Origin of the sequence: Klebsiella sp. C239, from assembly GCF_048822715.1 — a bacterium.
Lineage (GTDB): Bacteria > Pseudomonadota > Gammaproteobacteria > Enterobacterales > Enterobacteriaceae > Klebsiella > Klebsiella quasipneumoniae.
This window is the reverse complement of sequence record NZ_JBMEZK010000012.1, coordinates 35,030-59,145: the sequence shown is the minus strand read 5'-3', so window position 1 is coordinate 59,145 and position 24,116 is coordinate 35,030. Positions and strand designations below refer to the sequence as shown.

21 protein-coding genes are annotated in these 24,116 nt (G+C 56.9%); 11 read left to right on the top strand and 10 right to left on the bottom strand.

Translation table 11 applies throughout. The features are described from left to right. Nucleotides 1-177: 177 nt before the first annotated feature. The 7 genes from ACOI6Z_RS23885 to dnaA form a co-directional block, all read right to left on the bottom strand. A complete protein-coding gene (locus ACOI6Z_RS23885) occupies nucleotides 178-1,293 on the bottom strand; it encodes a BamA/TamA family outer membrane protein (protein WP_162543142.1) in 1,116 nt (371 codons plus the stop codon). A 20-nt stretch (nucleotides 1,294-1,313) separates the two neighbouring features. After that, entirely contained in the window at nucleotides 1,314-2,396 is a 1,083-nt protein-coding gene (locus tag ACOI6Z_RS23880) for a hypothetical protein (protein ID WP_074423663.1), read from the bottom strand. A gap of 150 nt (nucleotides 2,397-2,546) precedes the next feature. Next, nucleotides 2,547-3,359, bottom strand: a complete 813-nt coding sequence (gene yidA, locus ACOI6Z_RS23875; protein ID WP_023291455.1) for a sugar-phosphatase — start codon at nucleotides 3,357-3,359, stop codon at nucleotides 2,547-2,549. Nucleotides 3,360-3,559: 200 nt separating this feature from the next. After that, nucleotides 3,560-5,974, bottom strand: a complete 2,415-nt coding sequence (gyrB, locus tag ACOI6Z_RS23870; protein ID WP_004202281.1) for a DNA topoisomerase (ATP-hydrolyzing) subunit B — start codon at nucleotides 5,972-5,974, stop codon at nucleotides 3,560-3,562. 28 nt (nucleotides 5,975-6,002) lie between these two features. Then, entirely contained in the window at nucleotides 6,003-7,076 is a 1,074-nt protein-coding gene (gene recF / locus ACOI6Z_RS23865) for a DNA replication/repair protein RecF (RefSeq protein ID WP_023291459.1), read from the bottom strand. 144 nt (nucleotides 7,077-7,220) lie between these two features. Continuing rightward, nucleotides 7,221-8,321 (bottom strand): DNA polymerase III subunit beta, encoded by a 1,101-nt coding sequence (dnaN, locus tag ACOI6Z_RS23860; RefSeq protein WP_004145090.1) that lies wholly within the window; start codon nucleotides 8,319-8,321, stop codon nucleotides 7,221-7,223. Nucleotides 8,322-8,325: 4 nt separating this feature from the next. After that, a complete protein-coding gene (gene dnaA / locus ACOI6Z_RS23855) occupies nucleotides 8,326-9,729 on the bottom strand; it encodes a chromosomal replication initiator protein DnaA (RefSeq protein ID WP_017899658.1) in 1,404 nt (467 codons plus the stop codon). A gap of 621 nt (nucleotides 9,730-10,350) precedes the next feature. Here dnaA and rpmH point away from each other — a divergent pair. The 10 genes from rpmH (at nucleotide 10,351) to ACOI6Z_RS23805 (ending at nucleotide 18,461) form a co-directional block, all read left to right on the top strand. Then, nucleotides 10,351-10,491: a 50S ribosomal protein L34 gene (gene rpmH / locus ACOI6Z_RS23850; protein WP_000831330.1), complete on the top strand. Its 141-nt coding sequence runs from the start codon at nucleotides 10,351-10,353 to the stop codon at nucleotides 10,489-10,491. A gap of 15 nt (nucleotides 10,492-10,506) precedes the next feature. Then, on the top strand, nucleotides 10,507-10,866 hold the full coding sequence (rnpA, locus tag ACOI6Z_RS23845; RefSeq protein ID WP_004151535.1) for a ribonuclease P protein component: 360 nt from the start codon (nucleotides 10,507-10,509) through the stop codon (nucleotides 10,864-10,866). Next, nucleotides 10,830-11,087, top strand: coding sequence for a membrane protein insertion efficiency factor YidD (gene yidD / locus ACOI6Z_RS23840; RefSeq protein WP_004151536.1), 258 nt, complete (start codon nucleotides 10,830-10,832; stop codon nucleotides 11,085-11,087). Before rnpA ends, yidD begins: the two co-directional genes overlap by 37 nt. Nucleotides 11,088-11,089: 2 nt before the next feature. Continuing rightward, the gene (gene yidC, locus ACOI6Z_RS23835) at nucleotides 11,090-12,736 is read left to right on the top strand and encodes a membrane protein insertase YidC (RefSeq protein WP_023291460.1); all 1,647 of its coding nucleotides are present in this window, start codon (nucleotides 11,090-11,092) and stop codon (nucleotides 12,734-12,736) included. 122 nt (nucleotides 12,737-12,858) lie between these two features. Continuing rightward, the gene (gene mnmE / locus ACOI6Z_RS23830) at nucleotides 12,859-14,223 is read left to right on the top strand and encodes a tRNA uridine-5-carboxymethylaminomethyl(34) synthesis GTPase MnmE (RefSeq protein WP_023291461.1); all 1,365 of its coding nucleotides are present in this window, start codon (nucleotides 12,859-12,861) and stop codon (nucleotides 14,221-14,223) included. Nucleotides 14,224-14,341: 118 nt separating this feature from the next. Beyond that, nucleotides 14,342-14,761, top strand: a complete 420-nt coding sequence (locus tag ACOI6Z_RS23825; protein WP_044525102.1) for a GNAT family N-acetyltransferase — start codon at nucleotides 14,342-14,344, stop codon at nucleotides 14,759-14,761. Between the two features lie 99 nt (nucleotides 14,762-14,860). After that, a complete protein-coding gene (locus ACOI6Z_RS23820) occupies nucleotides 14,861-16,045 on the top strand; it encodes an MFS transporter (RefSeq protein WP_044525103.1) in 1,185 nt (394 codons plus the stop codon). Continuing rightward, the gene (yidZ, locus tag ACOI6Z_RS23815; RefSeq protein WP_004202291.1) at nucleotides 16,014-16,973 is read left to right on the top strand and encodes an HTH-type transcriptional regulator YidZ; all 960 of its coding nucleotides are present in this window, start codon (nucleotides 16,014-16,016) and stop codon (nucleotides 16,971-16,973) included. Before ACOI6Z_RS23820 ends, yidZ begins: the two co-directional genes overlap by 32 nt. A 309-nt stretch (nucleotides 16,974-17,282) precedes the next feature. After that, on the top strand, nucleotides 17,283-17,858 hold the full coding sequence (locus tag ACOI6Z_RS23810; protein WP_072096716.1) for a 4'-phosphopantetheinyl transferase family protein: 576 nt from the start codon (nucleotides 17,283-17,285) through the stop codon (nucleotides 17,856-17,858). A 36-nt stretch (nucleotides 17,859-17,894) separates the two neighbouring features. Beyond that, nucleotides 17,895-18,461: an NADPH-dependent FMN reductase gene (locus ACOI6Z_RS23805; RefSeq protein WP_023291465.1), complete on the top strand. Its 567-nt coding sequence runs from the start codon at nucleotides 17,895-17,897 to the stop codon at nucleotides 18,459-18,461. Nucleotides 18,462-18,506: 45 nt separating this feature from the next. On the opposite strand, the gene ACOI6Z_RS23800 is transcribed toward ACOI6Z_RS23805, so the two are convergent. Then, nucleotides 18,507-19,844 (bottom strand): NCS2 family permease, encoded by a 1,338-nt coding sequence (locus ACOI6Z_RS23800; RefSeq protein WP_023291466.1) that lies wholly within the window; start codon nucleotides 19,842-19,844, stop codon nucleotides 18,507-18,509. Between the two features lie 169 nt (nucleotides 19,845-20,013). On the opposite strand from ACOI6Z_RS23800, the gene yieH reads away from it, so the two are divergent. Beyond that, a complete protein-coding gene (gene yieH / locus ACOI6Z_RS23795; RefSeq protein WP_065813015.1) occupies nucleotides 20,014-20,679 on the top strand; it encodes a 6-phosphogluconate phosphatase in 666 nt (221 codons plus the stop codon). A 163-nt stretch (nucleotides 20,680-20,842) separates the two neighbouring features. On the opposite strand, the gene ACOI6Z_RS23790 is transcribed toward yieH, so the two are convergent. Then, the gene (locus ACOI6Z_RS23790) at nucleotides 20,843-22,009 is read right to left on the bottom strand and encodes an esterase (protein WP_065813016.1); all 1,167 of its coding nucleotides are present in this window, start codon (nucleotides 22,007-22,009) and stop codon (nucleotides 20,843-20,845) included. Between the two features lie 38 nt (nucleotides 22,010-22,047). After that, entirely contained in the window at nucleotides 22,048-23,679 is a 1,632-nt protein-coding gene (locus tag ACOI6Z_RS23785) for a carbohydrate porin (protein WP_065813017.1), read from the bottom strand. Nucleotides 23,680-24,116: the final 437 nt, after the last annotated feature.

Here is a 24,116-nt window from a genome sequence, read left to right as displayed (position 1 = left end):
TTTCGCCTCATGTTTGTACTACTAACGTGATGCTGTACGTTATCAACATGAGCGCACTGTAGTACAATATTATTGTGTTGTACTACAATTTGGATCACAAAAAGAACAATCCATGAAAATTAAAACGCAGCAGCCCTGGCAAGAGGCGATAAGAGAGAAAAAGAAGGGGAGGACGCGTTAAAACGCTTCGCCGACCTGGAAGTAAAAGCCGCTGCTGCCTTTGCCGATACCGTAGTCGAGGCGAACGTTAACGCGAGGTTTGAATTCAAAGCGGTAGCCGACGCCCGCCGAAGGCAGCCAGCGTCCGTCATTCAGGGAATCCATGGATGGCCCCATGGTTCCCGCCCCGGCCCAGGCCACAATCCCGTGTCGCCAGGTGAGCTGCCGGCGGTATTCCAGTTGGCTGCTAACGACGTTTTTGTCGCGATAACGCCCCTGATAGTAGCCGCGCATCCGCTCATCGCTGCCCAGCAGGGGCATCATGCTCCACGGCACATCGCCCTGGGTGAAAGCGCCATCGGCCTCCCAGGCGAGGACGCTCTTCTCGCTGAGGGCATGATAATGGCTATAGTGCAGCTGAAATTCGTCAAAGCGGGTATCGCTGCCTAAGCCGGGCGCATAGTGGGTGTAACGGAAGTTGGCATACTGACCCCGGCGCGGATTGGGGACGAAGTCGCGATCGTCCCAGTTGAGCGCGACGCTGGCGCCCGAGCTGAATACCGACGGCCCCTGCGGGGTATTTTCAATTTTCGGCAGATCGTTATGGTCCATCTCATCGGCATTCTGCGCCGCCAGCGACCATCCGGCGCCGAGATAAACATTGTCGATAAGCTGCCGGTAGACCGTCGGGCGCAGGGTCAGCACCTGGGCGGTATATTTCTCTTTTTCGTTGTCTTTATCGCCGGCATGAAAGCCTTGTCCCCAGAAGTACGTCGGGGTGTTGGCCATCGATCCATCAACAAAAATTCGCCATCGGTCGTGGTCAAAAAAAGCGTAGTTTTTCACGCTAAGGCCGAAGGCGCCGGTGGAGCTGGCGTAGCCGCTGAGCGTCAGCGTGGAATTCTGGCTGGTGGTATCCTGCGGATCGGGACGGTAGAGACCGACGACGGCAGTGCCGATGCCCAGCCCCAGCTCCGGCGTATAGAACGGACCGGGCATCACGCCCCAGTCAATGCCTTTGCTGGCGTCGAATTCATCGCTGGCGCCGAGATGCTGCAGCCAGCCGTCGATTTGCTCGCGGCTGATGGCCTGCGCCTGGACCGGCGCGCATAGCGCCCATGTCAGAAGCAACAGAACAGGGTTAAGCGGTCGGCTCAAAAGCGATACTCGCCGGAGATAAAGAAGCTGTTACGCTCGGCAAAACCAAACTCCGTGGTGATATTAAAATTCTGCGTCAGCTCATACTGCGCTCCCACCAGCACGTTCCACGGCGACTGCAGATGCTGTTTCACATCAAAGCGGCCATGATTGTCCTGGTTGGCCAGGTTGACCATGTTTTGCAGCATCGGCGACGGCATCGAGAGATCGTTAAGGCTACCCTTAAACTCTTGCTGCACGTCCTGATACATGCTGCCGACCCATAGATTCAGCTTTCCGGCCGGGAGATGTAGCGCATCGACCGATGGCGTATTGAAACGATAGCCTACGCGAGGAGAAAAGGTAAACGCATCGATGCTGCCGTCGAGGATATCAAAGCGCGTCTGGGTGTAGTTAGCGTCCAGTACGGTAAACCAGTTGCCGATGCCGCCCACCAGCGTGGTGCCCATCCCATAGGTGGTGCCTTTAAAATCGAGGCGAAAGTCGAGGTCCTGCATCCCCGGCATCGGCACCACTTTGCCGTTCGGCCCCTTCAGCCCGACGGCAATCTGCGAAATGGAGTGCCCCTCGGTGTGTCCGACGAGACCATAAACATTCATAAACGGCAGCAGCCAGGCATCCAGCTTGAGCGTCTCGGTTTTGCTGCTTTCCCGCGTATTACCGACGCCAATCTGGAAGGCGTTATCCAGCGAGACCGGCCCATTTCCGAAAATGTGCTTCACGGCGCGTTTGCAAACAGGATCCTTACCGCAATCGATATTGCGGCCGTCCAGCGACAGGCCGGTGAAGCTAATGCTGTCGACATTAATATTCTGCCGCATATCCATATAGTTAATGCTGACGCCAAACGGCAGCGGCAGGACGTAGCCACGCTTTCTGGCCTCGTCGCCTAGCAAAGGGAGTAGCGAGGACGATGCTGTCGCCGCAGACTGGCGACTTTCTGGCGCCGGCAGATCCGCGGGCTCGGCGCCGTGATAGGCGTACGCCGGCTCAAGCGGCGTCGTTGGTTCCGCGGCCGCGCAGATCTGAACAGAGGCGAATGGCAGCGTAACCAACATCAAATAATGGCGTTTATTCATGAAAAATCTGATGTTAGTTCTGAATTGCAAAAAAAGAGGGCGGGTAGCTTATAGAATCCCCTGTGCGGAATAAGGGATTTAAATGCGGATTAACATCTGTTCATGAAAAAAGAGAAGACAGGCCCGACGAACGCCGGACCTGAAGGAAGCTTACGCTAAAACGTATTTTTCAATAGCGAAGGCGACGCCATCATCGAGGTTCGATTTGGTAATGAAGTTCGCCGCTTCTTTGACCGCCGGAATGGCGTTATCCATCGCCACGCCGACGCCGGCAAATTCAATCATCGCGATATCATTTTCCTGATCGCCTATCGCCATAATCTCTTCCGGTTTGATACCCAGCGCATCGGCCAGCGACTTCACGCCGGTGCCTTTATTGACGCGTTTATCCAGTATTTCGAGGAAGTAAGGCGCGCTTTTCAGCACGGTGTACTTTTCTTTCACTTCCGCCGGGATACGGGCGATGGCCTTGTCGAGGATCGCCGGCTCATCGATCATCATTACCTTCAGCAGCTGGATCTCAGGGTCCATCTTTTCCGCTTCGCAGAACACCAGCGGGATGGTCGCCACATAGGATTCATGCACGGTGTAGTAGCTGATATCGCGATTCGCGGTATACAGCGTATTGCGATCGAGCGCGTGGAAGTGGGAGCCGACTTCGCGGGAGAGCTGTTCGAGGAAGCGATAGTCGTCATAGCTCAGCGCGGTTTGTGCGACGGTGCTGCCGTCCCCGGCTTTCTGCACCAGCGCGCCATTGTAGGTGATGCAGTAATCACCCGGCTGCTCCATATGCAGCTCTTTCAGATAGCTGTGGACACCCGCGTAAGGGCGGCCGGTAGTCAGCACCACGTTCACCCCTTTTTCACGGGCGGCGGCAATGGCGTTTTTAACGGCGGGAGAGATAGTGTGATCGGGCAGCAGCAGCGTGCCATCCATATCAATTGCAATCAGTTTAATAGCCATAGGATCCCCGGGTAAGATGAGTCTTCCCTCATGCTAACGCGATTCCGCTCAAAAAACAGTAAAAGTGTCGGCCAGAAAGGGGGATGGAACCGCAGCAGAGGATTCCCCTTTTACTGGCAAAGAAAAGCCCGGTCGCGCTATGCGACCGGGCTCAGACATTCCGTTACCCCGGTCAAACTCGCGCCGGGGGAACACACGGCTTAGATATCGATATTCGCCGCTTTCAGGGCGTTCTCTTCGATAAACGCGCGACGCGGTTCAACGGCATCACCCATCAGGGTAGTGAACAGCTGGTCGGCGGCAATCGCGTCCTTGACGGTCACGCGCAGCATACGGCGGCTGTCCGGATCCATGGTGGTCTCCCACAGCTGATCCGGGTTCATCTCGCCCAGACCTTTATAGCGCTGGATAGAGAGGCCGCGACGGGACTCTTTCACCAGCCAGTCCAGAGCCTGCTCAAAGCTGGCTACCGGCTGACGGCGTTCGCCGCGCTCGATGTAAGCATCTTCTTCCATCAGGCCGCGCAGTTTCTCGCCCAGGGTACAGATACGGCGATATTCCGGCCCCATAATGAACTCATTATCCAGCGGATAGTCGGTATCCACGCCGTGGGTACGAACGCGAATAACCGGTTCAAAATGCTGCAGCTCTTTGTTCTCATGGAGATCAAATTTCCACTGGCTGCCGTGCTGCTCTTTCTCATTCAGCTCGGAGACCAGAGTGTTCACCCAGCGGGTCACCTTCTGTTCGTCCGCCAGATCGGCCTCGGTCAGGGTCGGCTGATAGATAAGCTCTTTCAGCAGCGCTTTCGGGAAGCGGCGCTCCATGCGGCCAATCATTTTCTGGGTGGCGTTAAACTCAGCAACCAGTTTTTCCAGCGGTTCGCCCGCCAGCGCTGGCGCATTGGCGTTGGTATGCAGGGTGGCGCCGTCGAGGGCGATGGCAATCTGATACTGATCCATCGCTTCGTCGTCTTTAATATACTGTTCCTGCTTGCCTTTCTTCACTTTGTACAGCGGCGGCTGAGCAATATAGACATGGCCGCGCTCGACGATCTCCGGCATCTGACGATAGAAGAAGGTCAACAGCAGGGTACGAATGTGCGAGCCGTCGACGTCCGCATCGGTCATGATGATGATGCTGTGATAGCGCAGTTTGTCCGGGTTGTACTCATCGCGGCCGATGCCGCAGCCCAGAGCGGTGATCAGCGTGGCCACTTCCTGGGAAGAGAGCATCTTGTCGAAGCGGGCTTTCTCAACGTTGAGGATTTTGCCCTTCAGCGGCAGGATCGCCTGATTCTTGCGGTTACGCCCCTGCTTCGCAGAGCCGCCCGCGGAGTCCCCTTCCACCAGGTACAGTTCGGAGAGCGCCGGGTCGCGTTCCTGGCAGTCCGCCAGTTTGCCCGGCAGGCCAGCCAGATCCAGCGCGCCTTTACGGCGGGTCATCTCACGGGCACGACGCGCGGCTTCGCGCGCGCGCGCGGCGTCAATAATTTTGCCGACCACGATTTTCGCATCGGACGGATTTTCCAGCAGGTATTCGCTCAGCAGTTCGTTCATCTGCTGCTCAACCGCCGATTTCACCTCGGAGGAGACCAGCTTGTCTTTGGTCTGCGAGGAGAACTTCGGATCCGGCACTTTCACCGATACCACGGCAATCAGGCCTTCACGGGCGTCGTCGCCGGTGGCGCTGACTTTCGCTTTTTTGCTGTAGCCCTCTTTGTCCATGTAGGCGTTGAGGGTACGGGTCATCGCCGCGCGGAAGCCGGCAAGGTGAGTCCCCCCGTCACGCTGCGGAATGTTGTTGGTAAAGCAGTAAATGTTTTCCTGGAAGCCGTCGTTCCACTGCAGGGCCACTTCCACGCCGATACCGTCTTTTTCAGTAGAGAAATAGAAGATATTCGGGTGGATCGGCGTTTTGTTCTTGTTGAGATACTCAACGAACGCCTTGATGCCGCCTTCGTAGTGGAAATGATCTTCTTTGCCGTCGCGCTTATCGCGCAGGCGGATAGAGACTCCGGAGTTCAGGAACGACAGTTCGCGCAGGCGTTTCGCCAGGATATCGTATTCAAACTCGGTGACGTTGGTGAAGGTTTCCAGGCTCGGCCAGAAACGCACCATGGTGCCGGTTTTGTCGGTCTCGCCGGTCACGGCCAGCGGCGCCTGCGGCACACCGTGCTCATACATCTGCTTGTGCACTTTGTTATCGCGCTGGATAACCAGCTCCAGCTTCTGCGACAAGGCGTTAACCACCGAGACGCCTACGCCGTGCAGACCGCCGGAGACTTTATAGGAGTTATCATCGAATTTACCGCCAGCGTGCAGGACGGTCATGATAACTTCCGCTGCGGAGACGCCCTCTTCCGGGTGAATGCCGGTCGGGATGCCGCGGCCGTCATCCTGGACGGAGACGGAGTTATCGCTGTGGATGGTCACCACGATATCTTTGCAGTAACCCGCGAGCGCTTCGTCGATAGCGTTATCCACAACCTCGAATACCATGTGGTGCAGACCGGTGCCGTCATCCGTGTCGCCGATATACATACCCGGGCGCTTACGCACCGCATCCAGCCCTTTCAGGACTTTGATACTGGAGGAGTCATAAGAATTCGACATCAACGTTTCTCGCTCATTTAATCTTGGGTTAATCCGTTATTTTACCTTTTTCCACGCGGAACATCTTCGAATTTTTGTCCGACATGTCCATAACGTGCTCAGCGCTGATGGCGCTGACGAAAACCTGCGACTGCGTCGCTTTCAGGCGACTGGATAACAGACCGCGGCGGGCATCATCGAGTTCCGAGGCAAAATCATCTATCAGGTACAGGCAGCGCCGCCCGCTGACGCGGGTGAGGAACTCGCCCTGCGCCAGACGCAGGGCGCACATCAGCAGCTTAAGCTGCCCGCGCGACAAGGTATCTTCCACCGGCGCCCCGTCGGCGCGAATACGGAAATCCGCTTTATGCGGGCCGTGGGCGGTATAGGTTAACATTCTGTCACGCTCGAAATTCCGCTCCAGCACTTCAGCGTAGTCGGTCTCTTTTTCCCAGCCGCGCTGGAAGGAGAAAGAGAGCGAGAATTCCGGTAAAAATTGCTGACAGGTATCCGCCATGTCTTCGACGATAGCGGCGCTGTATTCGGCACGCCAGCGGCTGATCTGCTCCGCCAGCGGGATTAATTCCAGATCCCATGGGCGCAGCTGGGCATAACGGCTGACCTGACGCAGCGCGGCGTTGCGCTGCTTGACCAGGCGCTTCAGGTTGCTCCAGGCGGTGAAGAATCCGGCTTCGTTATGAAAGCATCCCCAGTCAAGGAATGCTCTTCTGTATTTGGGGCCGCCGTTGAGTAAAGTAAACCCCTCCGGCGTAATCAGCTGCATCGGCATCAGGTGCGCCAGCTCCGCCACTTTGTGGCCGTCGGTGCCGTCGATACGCACCTTGCTGTCGCCCTGTTTGTCTTTGGTCAGGCCGATGGCGGTTTCCCGCTCTTCGCCTTGCAGACGGCCATGCAGAACAAAGGCCTCCTGCTCGTGGCGGATCACCCGGCCAATTTGCAAACTGCGAAACGCCCGGCCATGGCCAAGCGTGTAGATGGCTTCCAGCACGCTGGTTTTGCCGCTGCCGTTCGCGCCAACCAGGAAGTTAAAGCCGGGAGATAAAGCGAGATCCGCATGTTCAATATTGCGGAAATCTTTGATAAGTAAGCGCGTCAGTGACATATCTGGGTTTCTTCGGGCCAGGGCGTAATCGGCGCAGCCAGTTTCAACGCGGACTGCGCGCAGACCCTGGAGCGTACACGAAGTACGTGACAGGGACGAGCACAGCCCAGGTTGAAAATGGCAAGTAAGATAGCCCGATATTTTCTATAAGCGCATAGGCATGACAACATAGGCTGCGCTTTGTGAAGCCGCATCCTCAATCTGCACGCTCGACACCGAATCCGTCAGCAGAATGCGCACATTCTCGCACTTCAGCGCGTTCAGCACATCCAGCACGTAGCTAACGTTGAAGCCAATCTCCATCTCCGTGCCGGCGTAGGTCACGTCCAGAATCTCTTCCGCTTCTTCCTGCTCCGGGTTATTGGCGGTGATTTTCAGCTGATTTTCGCTAACGTACAGCCGCACGCCGCGGAATTTCTCATTGGAGAGAATCGCCGCGCGGGCAAAAGCCTGCTTCAGAATATCGCAGCCCGCTTCGAGGTGTTTATCCGGATTTTTCGGCAATACGCGGCGATAATCCGGGAAACGGCCATCAACCAGCTTCGAAGTGAAGATAAAATCGCCGACATGGGCGCGGATATTATTGCTGCCGATCTGCACGCGCAGCGGCGTATCACCGCCGTCGAGCATCCGCATCAGCTCAATCACCCCTTTACGCGGCACGATCACCGAATGGTTCGGCAGCGACGCTTCCAGCGGCATCGAACAGACCGCCAGACGGTGACCGTCGGTAGCGACGGTGCGCAGTTCGCTGCCTTCGGTTTCGAACAGCATACCGTTTAAGTAGTAACGAACATCCTGGTGCGCCATCGAGAACTGCGTCGCTTCGATCAGACGCTTCATGGTCGCCTGCGGCAGGGTAAATTCCACCTCGCTCTGCCAGTCGTCAAGATTCGGGAAGTCGGCAGCGGGCAGGGTCGACAGCGAGAAGCGGCTGCGGCCGGAACGCACCAGCATGCGATCGCCTTCCAGCTGCACCGCGATCTCCGCGCCTTCCGGCAGGCCGCGGCAGATATCAAAGAATTTACGCGCCGGAACGGTGGTGGCGCCCGCTTCGTGCGGCTGAACCAGCGCCACGCGCGCCACCATCTCCATTTCAAGATCGGTACCGGTCAGCGACAGCGCGCCGTCCGCGACCTGAAGCAGCAGGTTACCGAGAATGGGCAGCGTCGGACGACCACCTAACGGACCGCTCACCTGTTGCAGCGGTTTTAATAAATGTTCACGTTCTACGGTAAATTTCATAGCGTCACGAGGATAATGTTCTGATTAAATTGGAAAAATCTTCTTTAATGTCGTGGCTTTCTTCACGCAGCTGCTCAATCTTGCGGCAGGCGTGCAGCACGGTGGTATGGTCGCGGCCGCCAAACGCATCGCCGATTTCCGGCAGGCTGTGGTTGGTCAGCTCTTTGGCCAGCGCCATCGCCATCTGGCGAGGACGCGCCACCGAACGGGAGCGGCGTTTGGACAGCAGGTCCGCTACCTTAATCTTGTAGTACTCCGCCACCGTCTTTTGAATATTGTCGATGGTGACCAGTTTTTCCTGCAGCGCCAGCAGATCGCGCAGCGCTTCGCGCACGAAATCGATAGTGATCGCCCGGCCGGTGAAGTTGGCGTTGGCGATAACGCGGTTCAGCGCCCCCTCCAGTTCACGCACGTTTGAGCGCAGGCGCTTGGCAATAAAGAACGCCACTTCGCCCGGCAGGCGGATGTCGTTCTCATCGGCTTTTTTCATCAGGATCGCGACGCGGGTTTCCAGCTCCGGCGGCTCGATCGCCACCGTCAGCCCCCAGCCGAAGCGGGATTTCAGACGATCTTCAACGCCGTTGATCTCTTTGGGATAACGATCCGAAGTCAAAATGATCTGCTGATTACCTTCCAGCAAGGCATTGAAGGTGTGGAAAAACTCTTCCTGGGATCGCTCTTTATTAGCGAAGAACTGAATGTCATCGATCAGCAGGGCGTCAACGGATCGGTAGTAGCGCTTAAACTCTTCGATGGCGTTGTTCTGCAGCGCTTTAACCATGTCCTGAACGAAACGCTCCGAGTGCATATAGACCACTTTGGCGTTCGGTTTACGCGCCACGATACCGTTCCCCACCGCGTGCAGCAGGTGGGTTTTACCCAGACCCGTTCCGCCGTAGAGGAACAGGGGGTTATAGGCGCCGCCCGGGTTATCCGCCACCTGACGCGCCGCCGCGCGGGCCAGCTGGTTAGATTTACCTTCGACGAAGTTATCAAACGTGTGTTTCACGTTAACGTTAGAACGGTAGGTCGGCTCCGCCGGCGCCGGGACATTATCCCAGCCAGGGCGCACGATCGTCGGCGCCACGCGCGCGGTCTGCACCTGCGCCGCCGGGATAGTCGCCGCGGCCGGGCTTACCGCCCCTTTCTGCAGCGAGCTGGCGGGCTTAGCTCCCACCTCAAAACGCAGCTGTGGGGCGTCCGCACCGCAAAAATCATTGAGGAGTCCATTGATATTATTGAGGTATTTGTCCCTTACCCAGTCGAGCACAAAACGGTTTGGCGCATACAGTGCCAGCGTGTTATCGCTCAGTTCCGCCTGCAATGGGCGGATCCACATGCTGAATTCTGTGGCTGGTAACTCATCCTGCAATCGGGCAAGACACTGCTGCCAAAGCGAAAGTGACACGGCGGACTCCACTCGAACATAAAATCGATATCAAAGAAAAACTGAAACAATCGTGATTGTTGGCACACGTCGACAAGACCCTGCATTAGCCGAAAAGCCCCTGCACAAAAGGGGTGACGTGCGAACCGCTATCTGCGGTTATTTCCCGCTGCGGATCCGGGGATCGCGATCGGGACCGGGGATCATAGCCTAAACTGAGAAAGAGATCTTGTGTTTCTCAACAGATTCTTCCCGATTTATCCACAGGAAGGATCGAAACCGGGTAAGTGTAATCGATCCTGGGAAGAGTGAAGCACGATTTCCGCCGCATATTGGAAAAATTAATGAGCTATGCCGCTTTTGGGCGGAAACGATCTAACAAAGATCCTTCAGGATCCTTGCGCTTTACTGGCCAGGCCGTATAATCCCCCACCCGGCGCGTAATGCCCGTTTTCGTCACGCGTCTCAGCTTATTTTTTGTGCGACGAGGTGCGAGAAATAAGGAAAGAGAATTGACTCCGGAGTGTACAATTATTACAATCCGGCCTCTTTAATCACCCACGCTGAGGCGTAAGTCGTTCGAAGTTCGTTCGGGTCTACGCAAAAGTCAGTGAATTTATTCAAGTTTAGGTAGAAATCGCCATGAAACGCACTTTTCAACCGTCTGTACTGAAGCGCAACCGTTCTCACGGCTTCCGTGCTCGTATGGCTACTAAAAATGGTCGTCAGGTTCTGGCACGTCGTCGTGCTAAAGGCCGCGCTCGTCTGACCGTTTCCAAGTAATAAAGCTAACCCTGCGTGGTTAAGCTCGCATTTCCCAGGGAGTTACGCTTGTTAACTCCCAGTCATTTCACTTTCGTCTTCCAGCAGCCACAACGGGCTGGCACGCCGCAAATCACCATCCTCGGCCGCCTGAATTCGCTGGGGCATCCCCGCATCGGTCTCACCGTCGCCAAGAAAAACGTGAAACGCGCACATGAACGCAATCGGATTAAACGTCTGACGCGTGAAAGTTTTCGTTTGCGTCAACATGAACTCCCGCCAATGGATTTCGTGGTGGTGGCGAAAAGAGGGGTTGCCGACCTCGATAACCGTGCTCTCTCGGAAGCGTTGGAAAAATTATGGCGCCGCCATTGTCGCCTGGCTCGCGGGTCCTGATCGGCCTGATTCGAGTTTATCAGCGCCTGATTAGTCCGCTACTCGGGCCGCATTGCCGTTTCACCCCAACCTGTTCTCAATACGGAATTGAGGCCTTACGCAGGTTTGGAGTGATAAAAGGCAGTTGGTTGACGATGAAACGCGTATTAAAATGCCACCCTTTACACCCTGGTGGTGACGATCCCGTCCCGCCTGGACCATTTGATACCAGAGAACACTAACGATGGATTCGCAACGCAATCTTCTTATCATCGCTTTGTTGTTCGTGTCTTTCATGATCTGGCAAGCCTGGGAGCAGGACAAAAATCCGCAACCCCAGCAGCAGACCACGCAGACTACGACCACAGCAGCGGGTAGCGCCGCCGACCAGGGCGTACCGGCCAGTGGGCAGGGGAAACTGATTACGGTTAAAACTGATGTGCTTGATCTGACCATCAACACCCGCGGTGGTGATGTTGAGCAAGCGCTGCTTCCGGCTTACCCGAAAGCGCTGAAATCGACTGAACCGTTCCAGTTACTGGAAACTACGCCACAGTTTATCTACCAGGCGCAGAGCGGCTTAACCGGTCGTGACGGCCCGGATAACCCGGCTAACGGCCCGCGTCCGCTGTATAACGCTGATAAAGATGCGTATGTACTGGCTGATGGCCAGAACGAAATCGTTATTCCGCTGACCTATACCGACAAAGCCGGCAACGTCTTCACCAAGACCTTCACCCTGAAACGCGGTGATTATGCGGTGAACGTGGGTTATAGCGTGCAGAACGCCAGCGAGAAACCGCTGGAAGTCTCGACCTTCGGTCAGCTGAAGCAGACCGCCGCGCTGCCGTCCAGTCGCGATACGCAGACCGGCGGCCTGTCCACGATGCATACTTTCCGTGGCGCGGCGTTCTCCACCGCGGATTCGAAATACGAAAAATACAAATTCGATACCATCCTGGACAATGAAAACCTGAACGTCAGCACCAAAAACGGTTGGGTTGCCATGCTGCAGCAGTACTTCACCACCGCGTGGGTGCCGCAGAATAACGGGACGAATAACTTCTACACCGCCAACCTCGGCAACGGCATTGTCGCTATCGGCTATAAATCTCAGCCGGTACTGGTGCAGCCTGGTCAAACCGACAAACTGCAGAGCACGCTGTGGGTCGGCCCGGCGATTCAGGACAAAATGGCTGCCGTCGCGCCGCACCTGGATCTGACCGTCGACTACGGCTGGCTGTGGTTCATCTCCCAACCGCTGTTCAAGCTGCTGAAATTCATCCACGGCTTCCTCGGCAACTGGGGCTTCTCGATTATCGTCATCACCTTTATCGTTCGTGGCATCATGTACCCGCTGACCAAAGCGCAGTACACCTCCATGGCGAAGATGCGTATGCTGCAGCCGAAAATTCAGGCCATGCGCGAGCGTCTGGGCGACGATAAACAACGTCAAAGCCAGGAGATGATGGCGCTGTATAAAGCGGAAAAAGTGAACCCGCTGGGCGGCTGCTTCCCGCTGATTATCCAGATGCCGATCTTCCTTGCGCTGTACTACATGCTGAGCGCCTCGGTAGAACTGCGTCATGCGCCGTTTATCCTGTGGATCCACGATCTGTCTGCACAAGACCCGTACTACATCCTGCCGATCATCATGGGCGCGACGATGTTCTTCATCCAGAAGATGTCGCCGACCACCGTGACCGACCCGATGCAGCAGAAGATCATGACCTTTATGCCGGTCATCTTCACGGTGTTCTTCCTGTGGTTCCCGTCTGGCCTGGTGGTGTACTACATCGTCAGCAACCTGGTGACCATTATCCAGCAGCAGCTGATTTACCGTGGTCTGGAGAAGCGTGGCCTGCATAGCCGCGAGAAGAAGAAATCCTGATACTCTTCATTCTTCAAGCCAACGCATCTGCGACCTGGATAATTTAGAGTAGTTACGGTAACGTTAATGCCAGAGAAGGCGGTCAATGGACCGCCTTTTTTACATCTACATAGAGAGTCACCATGAGCCATAACGACACTATCGTCGCCCAGGCAACCCCACCGGGACGCGGGGGTGTGGGCATCCTGCGTATCTCCGGCCTCAAAGCGCGCGACGTCGCGCAGGCGGTACTCGGCAAGCTGCCGAAGCCGCGCTATGCCGACTACCTGCCGTTCAACGACGTTGACGGTACGCCGCTGGATCAGGGGATTGCGCTGTGGTTCCCCGGGCCGAACTCCTTTACCGGGGAAGATGTGCTTGAGCTGCAGGGCCACGGCGGCCCGGTCATTCTCGACCTGCTGCTCAAACGTATTCTGACCCTGCCGGGCCTGCGCATCGCCAGACCGGGCGAATTCTCCGAGCGCGCGTTCCTTAACGACAAGCTCGACCTGGCGCAGGCAGAGGCCATCGCCGATCTTATCGACGCCAGCTCAGAACAGGCGGCGCGCTCGGCGCTGAACTCGCTGCAGGGGGCGTTCTCCGCGCGGGTGAACCACCTTGTGGAAGCGCTCACTCACCTGCGCATCTACGTGGAAGCGGCGATTGATTTTCCGGATGAAGAAATTGATTTCCTCTCCGACGGCAAAATTGAAGCCCAGCTGAACGAGGTGATGGTCGACCTCGACGCCGTCCGCGCCGAAGCCCGTCAGGGCAGTCTGCTGCGCGAAGGGATGAAAGTGGTGATCGCCGGGCGGCCAAATGCCGGTAAATCAAGCCTGCTGAACGCCCTCGCGGGCCGCGAAGCGGCGATCGTCACCGACATTGCGGGCACCACCCGCGATGTGCTGCGCGAGCATATCCATATCGACGGCATGCCCCTGCATATCATTGATACCGCGGGCCTGCGCGACGCCAATGACGAAGTGGAGCGTATCGGCATCGAGCGCGCCTGGCAGGAGATTGCGCAGGCTGACCGGGTGCTGTTTATGGTCGATGGCACCACCACCAGCGCCGTTGACCCGGCGGAGATCTGGCCAGATTTTATCGAGCGCCTGCCCGCTAAACTGCCGATTACCGTGGTGCGCAATAAAGCCGATGTTACCGGCGAAGCGCTGGGTATCAGCGAAGTAAATGGCCACTCACTGATCCGCCTGTCGGCACGCACCGGCGAAGGCGTCGAGGTGCTGCGTAATCACCTCAAGCAGAGCATGGGCTTCGATACCAATATGGAAGGCGGCTTCCTCGCCCGCCGTCGCCATCTGCAGGCGCTGGAAGAGGCGGCGAACCATCTGCAGCAGGGCAAAGCCCAGCTGCTGGGCGCCTGGGCCGGCGAGCTGCTGGCGGAAGAGCTGCGTCTCGCGCAGCAGGCGCTGAGCGAGATCACCGGGGAGTTCACCTCCGACGACCTGCTGGGCCGCATCTTCTCCAGCTTCTGTATCGGCAAATAACGTTTAGTCCGTAAACGTTCACTCACCCGCATTAGCGCCGCGTTAATGCGGGTTTTTTCTTGCCCTTTGCGGCGCAACGTTCTCTACTTTTATCTCCCCCTAACCACGAGACTAAAGCATGATCGTTGAATATACCGTGATCGAGAAGGTGCCCTCCGCCGAAGCGTTTTGCCACCTGCGGGTGGTAGCGGGCATGTCGCCGCGCCCCATAGAAGGCGCCAGAGCCGGGCTGCCGCAAAGCTGTTATGGCGTACATATCCTCTGGCAGGAGACGCCGATCGCCATGGGGCGCATCGTCGGCGACGGCGCGATTAATTTCGACATTGTCGACGTCGCCGTCGATCCGGCTCACCAGGGGAAGGGCCTTGGCCGGCTGGTGATGGAGAAACTGGTCGCCTGGCTGGATGCGAACGCCTTTGACGGCGCCTACGTTACGCTGGTGGCGGATGTTCCGGAGCTGTACGCGAAGTTTGGCTTCGAAAGCGTTCGGCCGGAAAGCGAAGGGATGGCCCGCGTCTGGCGACGCCGGGGCCGCTAGTTCGCGTTTCCTGCCAGGAAAATAGCGTTGTCCAAATGGCAACTCGTCTTGCGGAGCGTATCTCACTATGCTGAACGCCATTCACATCGCGAGGATCTCATGACACGCTTTCTTCTCTGCAGCTTTGCCCTGGTTCTGCTCTATCCCTCCGGCATCGATATGTATCTCGTCGGCCTGCCGCGTATTGCTCAGGATCTGGGAGCCAGCGAGGCGCAATTACATATCGCCTTCTCGGTCTATCTGGCCGGAATGGCCTCCGCGATGCTGTTTGCTGGCCGTATCGCCGACCGCTCGGGGCGCAAGCCTGTCGCCATTGTGGGCGCGGCGATCTTTGTTATCGCCTCCCTGCTCTGCGCGCAGGCGCACACCAGCAGCCACTTCCTTACCGGACGCTTTATCCAGGGGATCGGCGCCGGCTGCTGCTACGTGGTGGCTTTCGCTATTCTGCGCGATACGCTGGACGACCGTCGGCGGGCCAAAGTGCTGTCGTTGCTCAACGGCATTACCTGCATCATCCCCGTTCTGGCGCCGGTGCTCGGCCACCTGATCATGCTGAAATACCCGTGGCAGAGTCTGTTCTACACCATGATCGGCATGGGGGTAACGGTGGGTTTACTGGCGGTATTTATCCTGCGCGAGACGCGTCCGACGGCGCCTCCGCAGACGGCTATGCCGCAGCATGGCGCGGACGAATCGCTGTTGAATCGCTTTTTCCTCAGCCGCATTCTCATCACCACCCTCAGCGTAACGGCGATCCTCACCTACGTGAACGTCTCGCCGGTACTGATGATGGAGGAGATGGGGTTCGATCGCGGCACCTATTCCATGACGATGGCGCTGATGGCGATGGTCAGCATGGCGGTCTCCTTCTCGACGCCGTTCGCCCTGTCGCTGTTTAAACCGCGCACCCTGATGATAACCTCGCAGCTGCTGTTTCTGGCGGCTGGCGTGGCGCTGAGCCTCGCCACCCACCAGGCCGTCACCCTGGTCGGGCTGGGCATGATTTGCGCCGGCTTCTCCGTCGGCTTCGGCGTCGCGATGAGCCAGGCCCTGGGGCCATTCACGCTGCGCGCCGGTGTCGCCAGCTCGGTCCTCGGCATCGCGCAGGTGTGCGGTTCGTCGCTGTGGATATGGCTCGCCGCTATCATCGGACTCAGCGCAATGAATATGCTGATCGGGATACTCATTGCCTGTAGCATAGTGAGTCTTGTTCTGCTACTGGTCGCCACCCCGCCGCGGGTTGCGCAACACGATGAAGAAGCCGCTTTCGAGTCTCGATCTTAATTTACTCCTCTGTCTGCAGCTCCTGACCCAGGAGCTCAGCGTTACCCGTACGGCGAAGCGGATGAACGTTTCGCCCTCGGCGGTGAGCAAGTCGCTGGCCAAACTGCGCGCCTGGTTTGACGATCCGCTGTTTGTCAAAACGCCGCTGGGCCTGGCGCCCACGCCGCTGGTCAGCAGCATGGAGCAGGATCTGGCGGACTGGATGCAGATGGGCAACCAGATCCTCGATAAACCGCACCACACCATGCCGAGCGGCCTCAAGTTCGAGCTAGCGGCGGAAACGCCGCTGCTGATGATCCTGTTTAACACCCTCTCCCAGCGCATCTATCAGCGCTATCCGCAGGCATTGATTCGTTTGCGCAACTGGGACTACGACTCCCTGGACGCCATCATTCGCGGCGAGGTGGATATCGGCTTCTGCGGGCGCGAAAGCCATCCGCAGTCGCGGGAGCTGCTAAGCCTGCTGCCGTGGTATATCGATTTTGATGTGCTGTTCACCGACCTGCCGCAGGTCTGGCTGCGCGCCGATCATCCGGCGCTCAGGGAGGAGTGGGATCTGGCGGCATTCTTACGCTATCCGCATATCACCATCTGCTGGGAACAACGCGATACCTGGGCGCTGGACGACGTGCTGCAGGAGCTGGGGCATAAACGTAACGTGGCGCTGACCGTGCCGGGGTTTGAGCAATCCCTCTTTATGGCGGCCCAGCCGCAGCACACCATGCTGGCCACCGCGCCGCGCTACTGCCAGCACTATAATCAGCAGCACCAGCTACCGCTGGTCTCCCGACCGCTGCCGCTGGAGCCGCAGCATCTGGAAAAGCTTCGCGTCCCCTTCACCTTGCTATGGCATAAACGCAACAGCTACAACCCGAAGCTTGTCTGGCTTAGAGATACGCTGAAAGCGCTCTATTCCGGTACGCTGTAAGCCTTGTTTCGTGCCCATAGCACCTTATTTGCGCAAGAATTTGTAAAATTCAAACAAATTCCCTTTTCAAGGGGGGATTTCGGCATTAAAACCTGTTAATACCAGGCGATAATAGCGCCCGCCGTTTTATTCAGACCATTACTCACGGAGCGACGTATGGCAACGCATTTTGCACGAGGGATACTCAGTACCGGGGAGCCGCTATCGACACGTTTGTCAGCGGCCTGTCATCAATCCGCACGTCGGCTCCCTGAATACCGGCAAGCCCGCTTTCGCGCTTCGCGGTCGCTGCTCGCCGAACTGCTGTTTATGCTTTACGGCATCAGCGAGCTGCCTGAAATCGTTAACGAAGCCAATGGCAGACCGGTTTTTAGCGATCGTCACCTTCCCCGCTTCTCTATCTCTTATACTGGCAATATCGTTGGCGTGGCGCTGACCACCGAGGGGGATTGCGGCCTCGACATGGAGCTGCAGCGCGCCGTTCGCAGCCACGACGCCGACCGGCAAAATTTCAGTAACAATGAGAATCTGTGGATTAACATTCAGCATGACCCGGACGAAGCGCGCAGCCAGCTGGTGGCGCTGCGGCGCAGCGTGCTGAAACTGACCGGTGAGACATCAACGCAGCTGCAGCTGCTGCCTGGCTCCGGCCGCCTGCGTACCGCCGGCAGCCTGCCGATCGAAGCCGTCTGTGACGCCGAATCGCTGCTGGTGTGGTCGATTGCCGCTACCCCGAATATCGGCCCGCTGAAGGTCTGGGAGTATGATGCTAAGGGAGGCGACTGGCACAGCCTGGCGGACGCTCAGCGCCGCGCACGCGAACCCTCAGCCCGCCTGATGCGCTTTACCAGTCTGCCCACGGAAAAAACCTTATCCCTCAATTGACCGGTCTTGCCGGCATCATGATCCAAAGGAGCAATCATGTCAGATACCTTGAAAGTGGTTACGTTACTCGGCAGCCTGCGTAAAGGGTCGTTTAATGGAATGGTCGCGCGTACCCTGCCCGGCATCGCGCCGGCGGGTATGCACATCTCCGCGCTGCCGTCGATCGGCGATATTCCGCTGTACGATGCTGATATTCAGGAGGAAGAGGGATTCCCGCAGAGCGTGCAGGAGATTGCGCAGCAGATCCGCGAGGCGGATGGCGTGGTGATTGTCACCCCCGAGTATAACTATTCCGTGCCTGGCGGCCTGAAAAACGCCATCGACTGGCTTTCACGCCTGCCCGAGCAGCCGCTGTCCGGCAAGCCGGTGCTGATTCAAACCAGCTCTATGGGCGCCATCGGCGGCGCGCGCTGCCAGTATCATCTGCGGCAGATTCTGGTGTTCCTCGATGCGATGGTGATGAATAAACCGGAATTTATGGGCGGCGTGATCCAGAACAAAGTGGATCCGCAGTCGGGTGAAGTGGTCGATCAGAGCACCCTCGACCATCTGCGCGGCCAGCTGACTGCCTTTGGCGACTATATTCAGCGGGTTAAAGCATAAAAAAAGCCCGGCAGCGATGCCGGGCTTTTTCATCATACGTGCGGATTAATGTGCATCGATAAAGACAATCTTCAGCACGAACAGCAGCGAGACGATAATGACGCAAGGGCTGAGGTCGCGCAGACGGCCGGTGCCAATTTTCATCACGCAGTAGGAGATAAAGCCCAGGGCAATGCCTTCGGTGATCGAGAAGCTAAACGGCATCATCACCGCGGTGATAAACGCCGGTACCGCTTCCGTCAGGTCATCCCACTTCACGCGCGCCAGGCTTGAGGTCATCAGCACGCCGACGTAAATCAGCGCGCCGGCGGCCGCATAGGCCGGAACCATCCCCGCCAGCGGAGAGAGGAAGATAACCAGCAGGAACAGGATACCGACGACCACGGCGGTCAGGCCGGTGCGCCCGCCCACGGAAACGCCGGAGGAGGATTCGATATACGCAGTTACCGACGAGGTGCCGATGAAGGAGCCTGCCACCGACGAGACGCTATCGACAAACAGCGCCTGCTTCATGCGCGGGAATTTACCGTTGGCGTCCGCCAGACCCGCTTTATCCGTCACGCCGATGAGCGTCCCGGAGGAGTCAAACAGGTTGACCAGCATAAAGGAGAAGATCACCCCGGCCAGGCCCAGATTCAGGGAGCCCGCCAGATCGACATGACCGATCACCGAAGTCACGCTCGGCGGCGCCGAGACGATTCCGGTGTAGTGTACATCACCCAGCATCCAGCCCAGCAGGGTGGTCACCACGATAGAGACCAGAACCGCGGCATGAATGTTGCGCGACGCCAGAATCGCGATGATAAAGAAGCCCAGCACGCCCAGCAGCACGCTGTGGGAGGTCAAATGACCAATGCTGACCAGCGTTTCCGGGTTTGCGACGATAACCCCGGCGTTCTTCAGGCCCATCATACCGATAAACAGACCGATACCGCTGGTGATGCCCACGCGCAGGCTCAGCGGAATATTGGCGATCATCCAGTAGCGTACGCGGAAGATCGTCAGCAGCAGCAGGCCGACGGCGCCCCAGAAAATCGCGCCCATCCCGACCTGCCACGGCAGGCCCATCGCCTGCACCACCACAAAGGCGAAAAAGGCGTTCAGGCCCATCGCCGGCGCCAGGGCGACCGGCAGGTTCGCGAACAGCCCCATCAGGATACTGCCGAAAGCGGCAATCAGACAGGTGGTCACAAACACGGCGCTGGTATCCATGCCCGCTACGCCAAGAATTTGTGGGTTAACAAAAACGATATACACCATCGTCAGGAACGTGGTGAAACCGGCGATGGCTTCCGTGCGCACCGTGGTGCCGTGCTCGCGCAGTTTAAATACGCGCTCCAGCAGACCCTGGCCAGAAGACTGGCTGGTTTGTTGTTGACTCATTATCGGTTTCCGAACGTAAGGAGGGAAAATTCGACGCTATCCTATACCAAATTACAGCACCAGGCGCGGTTGTATGGTAATTTTTTTCATTTATTTTGCTTATACGGCAACGATTGCGTCGCGGTATTGGACATGACGAAAACGTTAAACTTGTTAATATGGAATGGCTATGACTCAACCAGAAGCAGTATTTTTTGACTGTGACGGCACGCTGGTCGACAGCGAGGTGATTTGCTCCCGCGCCTACGTGCACATGTTCCAGGAATTTGGCATTACGCTGGAGCTGGCAGAAATTTTTAAGCGCTTCAAAGGCGTAAAACTGTACGAAATAATCGACACCATCAACGCCGAGCATGGCGTTAACCTGCAAAAGGCCACTCTGGAGCCGATTTACCGTGCGGAAGTCGCCCGCCTGTTTGATAGCGAACTGGAGGTGATTGCCGGAGCCCAGGCGCTGCTGGATGCGGTAAGCGTCCCGATGTGCGTGGTTTCCAATGGCCCGGTCAGTAAGATGCAACACTCTCTCGGCCGCACCGGCCTGCTGCGCCATTTCGCTGACCGGTTGTACAGCGGCTACGATATTCAGCGCTGGAAACCCGATCCGGCGCTGATGTTCCATGCCGCAAAGGCGATGAGCGTTAACGTCGAGAACTGTATTCTGGTTGATGATTCCAGGGCAGGAGCACAATCGGGAATAGCCGCCGGCATGGAGGTGTTCTACTTCTGCGCCGATCCGCACAACCCGCCCATCGATCATCCCAACGTGACGACCTTTACCGATCTGGCTGCGCTTTCGGCATTGTGGAAAGCGCGCGGTTGGGATATCACTCGCTAGCCCCCGGCGTCGCCCAGCCGGGCGACGGTTGGCAGGTAGCGCTATGATCTAGCCCAGAACAGGACGGCTGGCGACCGGCTATCTCTTCATCATCTTCGGACACAATGACTTTCATCTTGTCTTTCTTCACTCGCGGAAAGCGGGGGCTAAACGCCCCCACCGGCTATTTAAACAGTTTTTGCACAAACTCCGCGTAGGCCGGGCGCCAGACGTCCATTTCATGGTTCAGGCCGGGATAGGCGTGATAGTCAAAGTTGATCTTCTGTTTTTCCAGCTCGCTTTTCAGACCCGCGATGTCTTTGCCGGTTACGGAATCTTTTTCCCCGACGACCACGGTAAAGTTACGCAGCTGTTTATTGATCGCCTCAGGATGTTTCAGTTGCGCTTCCACACCGGCATTCGGCACCGTGGTGGTCGTGACGCCGCTAAACGTGGCGAGCCAGCCAAAGCTCTTCAGATGATTCATCCCGGAAACCAGCGCCTGATACCCGCCCTGAGAGAGGCCAGCCAGCGCCCGACCGTCGGCATCTTTACGCACGTTAAACCGGGCATCGATCAGCGGAATAATGTCCTGCATCAGCTCCTTATCCGCCGCCTGCGCATTCAGCGGATAGAAGGTTTTGCGTCGCTCCTGCGGCGGGAAGTTTTCCGCGATGGCTTCCGGGGTATCGGTTTCGGTATCCGGGACCACCACCAGCATAGGCTTGATCTTGCCCTCCGCCAGCAGGTTATCCATGATTTGCGGAATACGCCCCTGATCGATGGCCGACAGCCCGCTGTCGCCAAAGCCATGATAGAAATAGAGCACCGGCAGCGGCTCGCCGCTGCCGCTATAGTCCGGCGGCGTCCAGACATAGAGCCGCCGTTCCGCATTCAGCGCCTTCGAGTGATAGGTAAGGGTGCGCAGATCGCCGTGCGCGACCGGGCGATCGTCAAGAATACTGCCGGGAACCAGAATCAGGCTGGTGTTCACCTGACGCTGCGGCTTCTGATAGCGGCTGCCGGTATCCACCGAGCGGAAGCCGTCCACATCAAAATAGTATTCATAGAGATTGGGTTTCATTGGCTCGCTTTTCCATGTCCAGACGCCGTGGTCCGCTTTGGTCATGTCGTGCGAGACAAAGGTGTCCGGCGTGGCGCCTGTCACCACCGAAACCCGCCGGGCATCAGGGGCAAACAGGCGGTAAGTGATACTCTTATCCGCGTTAACCTGAGTGATAAAGTGGCTCACCGGCAGGGAGGGCTCGGGCACCGCTGGCAACGGTGCCGCCTGAATGGTGAACGCCGCGCCCGCCAGCGCGAGGGCGAAATAAATGGCATGTCGTTTCATCGTTATTCCTCTTACGTTGTGTCCGTTCTGTTATCGTCTCACCACCAGATTTCCGCCTGCGCCCCTACGGCAAACTGATCGTTTTTACCGTCTTCAAAAATGCGGGTGGTGTTATTCGCGGCCTTATCCAGGTCGATATCCTTCGCTTTAATATAGGTGGCATAGAAGCGAATTTCCGGGCGCGAGGTCAGCATACTGGTATTAACTTTGAAGGTATGGAACAGCGTGGTCTTATAGCCGGACTCGTTATATTTCTTGCCGGTCACATCTTTGTTTTGCTGCCTGAAGTACCCCAGTTCGACGCCGGTCTGGTTATATTTATTCCAGATATAGGCCGGCCGCAGGACCGTACGGATGGATTCAAAATCGGAGTGGGCCCCGGTCTCGTAGCTGTAAACGTCGTTGCCAAAGGAGTAAACGATGGCATTCGCCATAATAATGTCATCGCGTAAATAGGTTTCCCCTTGCGAGGTTAAGCGCACGGCGGTGCCATTGGTATGGTCGCCATAATAGCGGCCGTTAAAGGTGGTATAGGGGCTGGATCCGGCATAGCGCGAGAAGCTGCTGGCAATGGAGTTATTCGCCAGCAACAAAGAAAATTCGTTAAAGCCGCCGTGAGCAAATTTTTGCGTTAACGAGGTGCCGGCCATCCAGGTATCTTTCCATGGATAATAGCCTTCATTGCCCTCTTTATATTTCTCAGAAGAACTTTGGTTGGCGGCGACATAGCGCCCGCTGACCATCAGACTGGCTTTATCCCACAACGGGATCTCTTTGTAACGGATATCGAGGGTATTGGTGTTAATTTGCTGCTTATTGCTTAAAGAACGATCGTAGTCATCCACATCCTCCCGGACCAGCGCAATATCGAATTTCCCGGCGCCTACCTGCCAGTTTTCCAGCCCCACGCCAGCCGCCGCATCGGTTCTCTGCGTTTTCCAGTCCAGCATCTGGATCTCGATTTTTGGCGCACCGTGTTTGCCGACCCAGAAATCGGCTTCCGGGGCAAACGGCAGGAATCCTTTGGTGTTGACGTACATATCCGAGAACTGGATGTAGTTTTCGCCGCCGGCATTGTCACCAAACCAGCCAGTGGAATACTGCTGGCCAACGTTCCCGTCGAGCATCACGATGGCGTCGACGCGTTTATCGCCTTCCTGAAACACCCGCTGCTTCAGTTGCAGATCGAACCAGCCGGAATATTCATTGCCCAGACGGCCAAGCGAGCCAATGGCCCACGACTTTGGCGAGCCATGCGAGGCGGTTCCCCAGCCCGAGCGGAAGTAGCCGTTATAGCTAAAGCCAATTTCATCTTTGACGAACTTGCTAAAGTCTTTCAGCGTCATCGCGCTGTAGGCTGGCGCGCCGTCTGTGGCAGGTTGTTGATTTTTGACCAGTACCGCATCCGGTTTCACTGCTGCTTTCGGTCCTGCCGCCGCCGCGACGGTGCGCGTCTGGCTCTCTGCAGGCGAAGACCATGTGGCCCAAATCTGGTCTCTTTTTCTCTCCTGGTCCTGATATTTTTTGAGCTCTTTTTGCGTATCGCTAAGCGCTTTTTCCAGCAACTCAAGCCGTTGCTCTACCGTCAACTGGCTCGCGAACAGCGTGGTTGAATAACAAAGCGGCGCCAGCAATACCATCGCCGAAGCGATCCTGGTTTTTCTAAACATAATATTCCCTTATATAAGTGTTGGCATAAATAAATACGACAGCGACAAGCATCGCGCGGGTTCTAATAGCTGTATCCATACCGCTTAAGGGCGCGAGGGCTGTTATTTTTGCGGTGAGAAAAAAGCAAAAAAACCCGAAGAAGACGATCTGCCTAAACAGATAATCCTCTTCAGGTTTTGCCCGCGCATCGCGGTAGCAACCCTTATTAATTCATTCTTAGCGCGCATAAAAAAACCTGATATCGCCGCCGTGGGGGGGCAATATCAGGTTTTGCCTGCTGTCGCAGTAACAATCCGTTTAAAACATTCTGAGCTTGCGCGCTCAGTCAGTGGATACTGATTGTTACGCGATAAAATGAAGAACTCAAACGGGCAGCCTGTTAATTGTGACGATAATCGCAGCAATATCGCTGCCGCTGGAGGAATCATATCTAATT

Excerpts from the sequence above, each read along its gene's own strand:
- ACOI6Z_RS23790 (WP_065813016.1), bottom strand. The coding sequence starts at position 22,009 with ATGAAACGACATGCCATTTATTTCGCCCTCGCGCTGGCGGGCGCGGCG.
- rpmH (WP_000831330.1), top strand. The coding sequence starts at position 10,351 with ATGAAACGCACTTTTCAACCGTCTGTACTGAAGCGCAACCGTTCTCAC.
- recF (WP_023291459.1), bottom strand. The coding sequence starts at position 7,076 with ATGTCACTGACGCGCTTACTTATCAAAGATTTCCGCAATATTGAACAT.
- dnaN (WP_004145090.1), bottom strand. The coding sequence starts at position 8,321 with ATGAAATTTACCGTAGAACGTGAACATTTATTAAAACCGCTGCAACAG.
- ACOI6Z_RS23810 (WP_072096716.1), top strand. The coding sequence starts at position 17,283 with ATGCTTTACGGCATCAGCGAGCTGCCTGAAATCGTTAACGAAGCCAAT.
- ACOI6Z_RS23800 (WP_023291466.1), bottom strand. The coding sequence starts at position 19,844 with ATGAGTCAACAACAAACCAGCCAGTCTTCTGGCCAGGGTCTGCTGGAG.
- ACOI6Z_RS23880 (WP_074423663.1), bottom strand. The coding sequence starts at position 2,396 with ATGAATAAACGCCATTATTTGATGTTGGTTACGCTGCCATTCGCCTCT.
- ACOI6Z_RS23820 (WP_044525103.1), top strand. The coding sequence starts at position 14,861 with ATGACACGCTTTCTTCTCTGCAGCTTTGCCCTGGTTCTGCTCTATCCC.
- mnmE (WP_023291461.1), top strand. The coding sequence starts at position 12,859 with ATGAGCCATAACGACACTATCGTCGCCCAGGCAACCCCACCGGGACGC.
- yidD (WP_004151536.1), top strand. The coding sequence starts at position 10,830 with ATGGCGCCGCCATTGTCGCCTGGCTCGCGGGTCCTGATCGGCCTGATT.
- ACOI6Z_RS23805 (WP_023291465.1), top strand. The coding sequence starts at position 17,895 with ATGTCAGATACCTTGAAAGTGGTTACGTTACTCGGCAGCCTGCGTAAA.
- ACOI6Z_RS23785 (WP_065813017.1), bottom strand. The coding sequence starts at position 23,679 with ATGTTTAGAAAAACCAGGATCGCTTCGGCGATGGTATTGCTGGCGCCG.
- yieH (WP_065813015.1), top strand. The coding sequence starts at position 20,014 with ATGACTCAACCAGAAGCAGTATTTTTTGACTGTGACGGCACGCTGGTC.
- yidC (WP_023291460.1), top strand. The coding sequence starts at position 11,090 with ATGGATTCGCAACGCAATCTTCTTATCATCGCTTTGTTGTTCGTGTCT.
- yidA (WP_023291455.1), bottom strand. The coding sequence starts at position 3,359 with ATGGCTATTAAACTGATTGCAATTGATATGGATGGCACGCTGCTGCTG.
- gyrB (WP_004202281.1), bottom strand. The coding sequence starts at position 5,974 with ATGTCGAATTCTTATGACTCCTCCAGTATCAAAGTCCTGAAAGGGCTG.
- ACOI6Z_RS23825 (WP_044525102.1), top strand. The coding sequence starts at position 14,342 with ATGATCGTTGAATATACCGTGATCGAGAAGGTGCCCTCCGCCGAAGCG.
- yidZ (WP_004202291.1), top strand. The coding sequence starts at position 16,014 with ATGAAGAAGCCGCTTTCGAGTCTCGATCTTAATTTACTCCTCTGTCTG.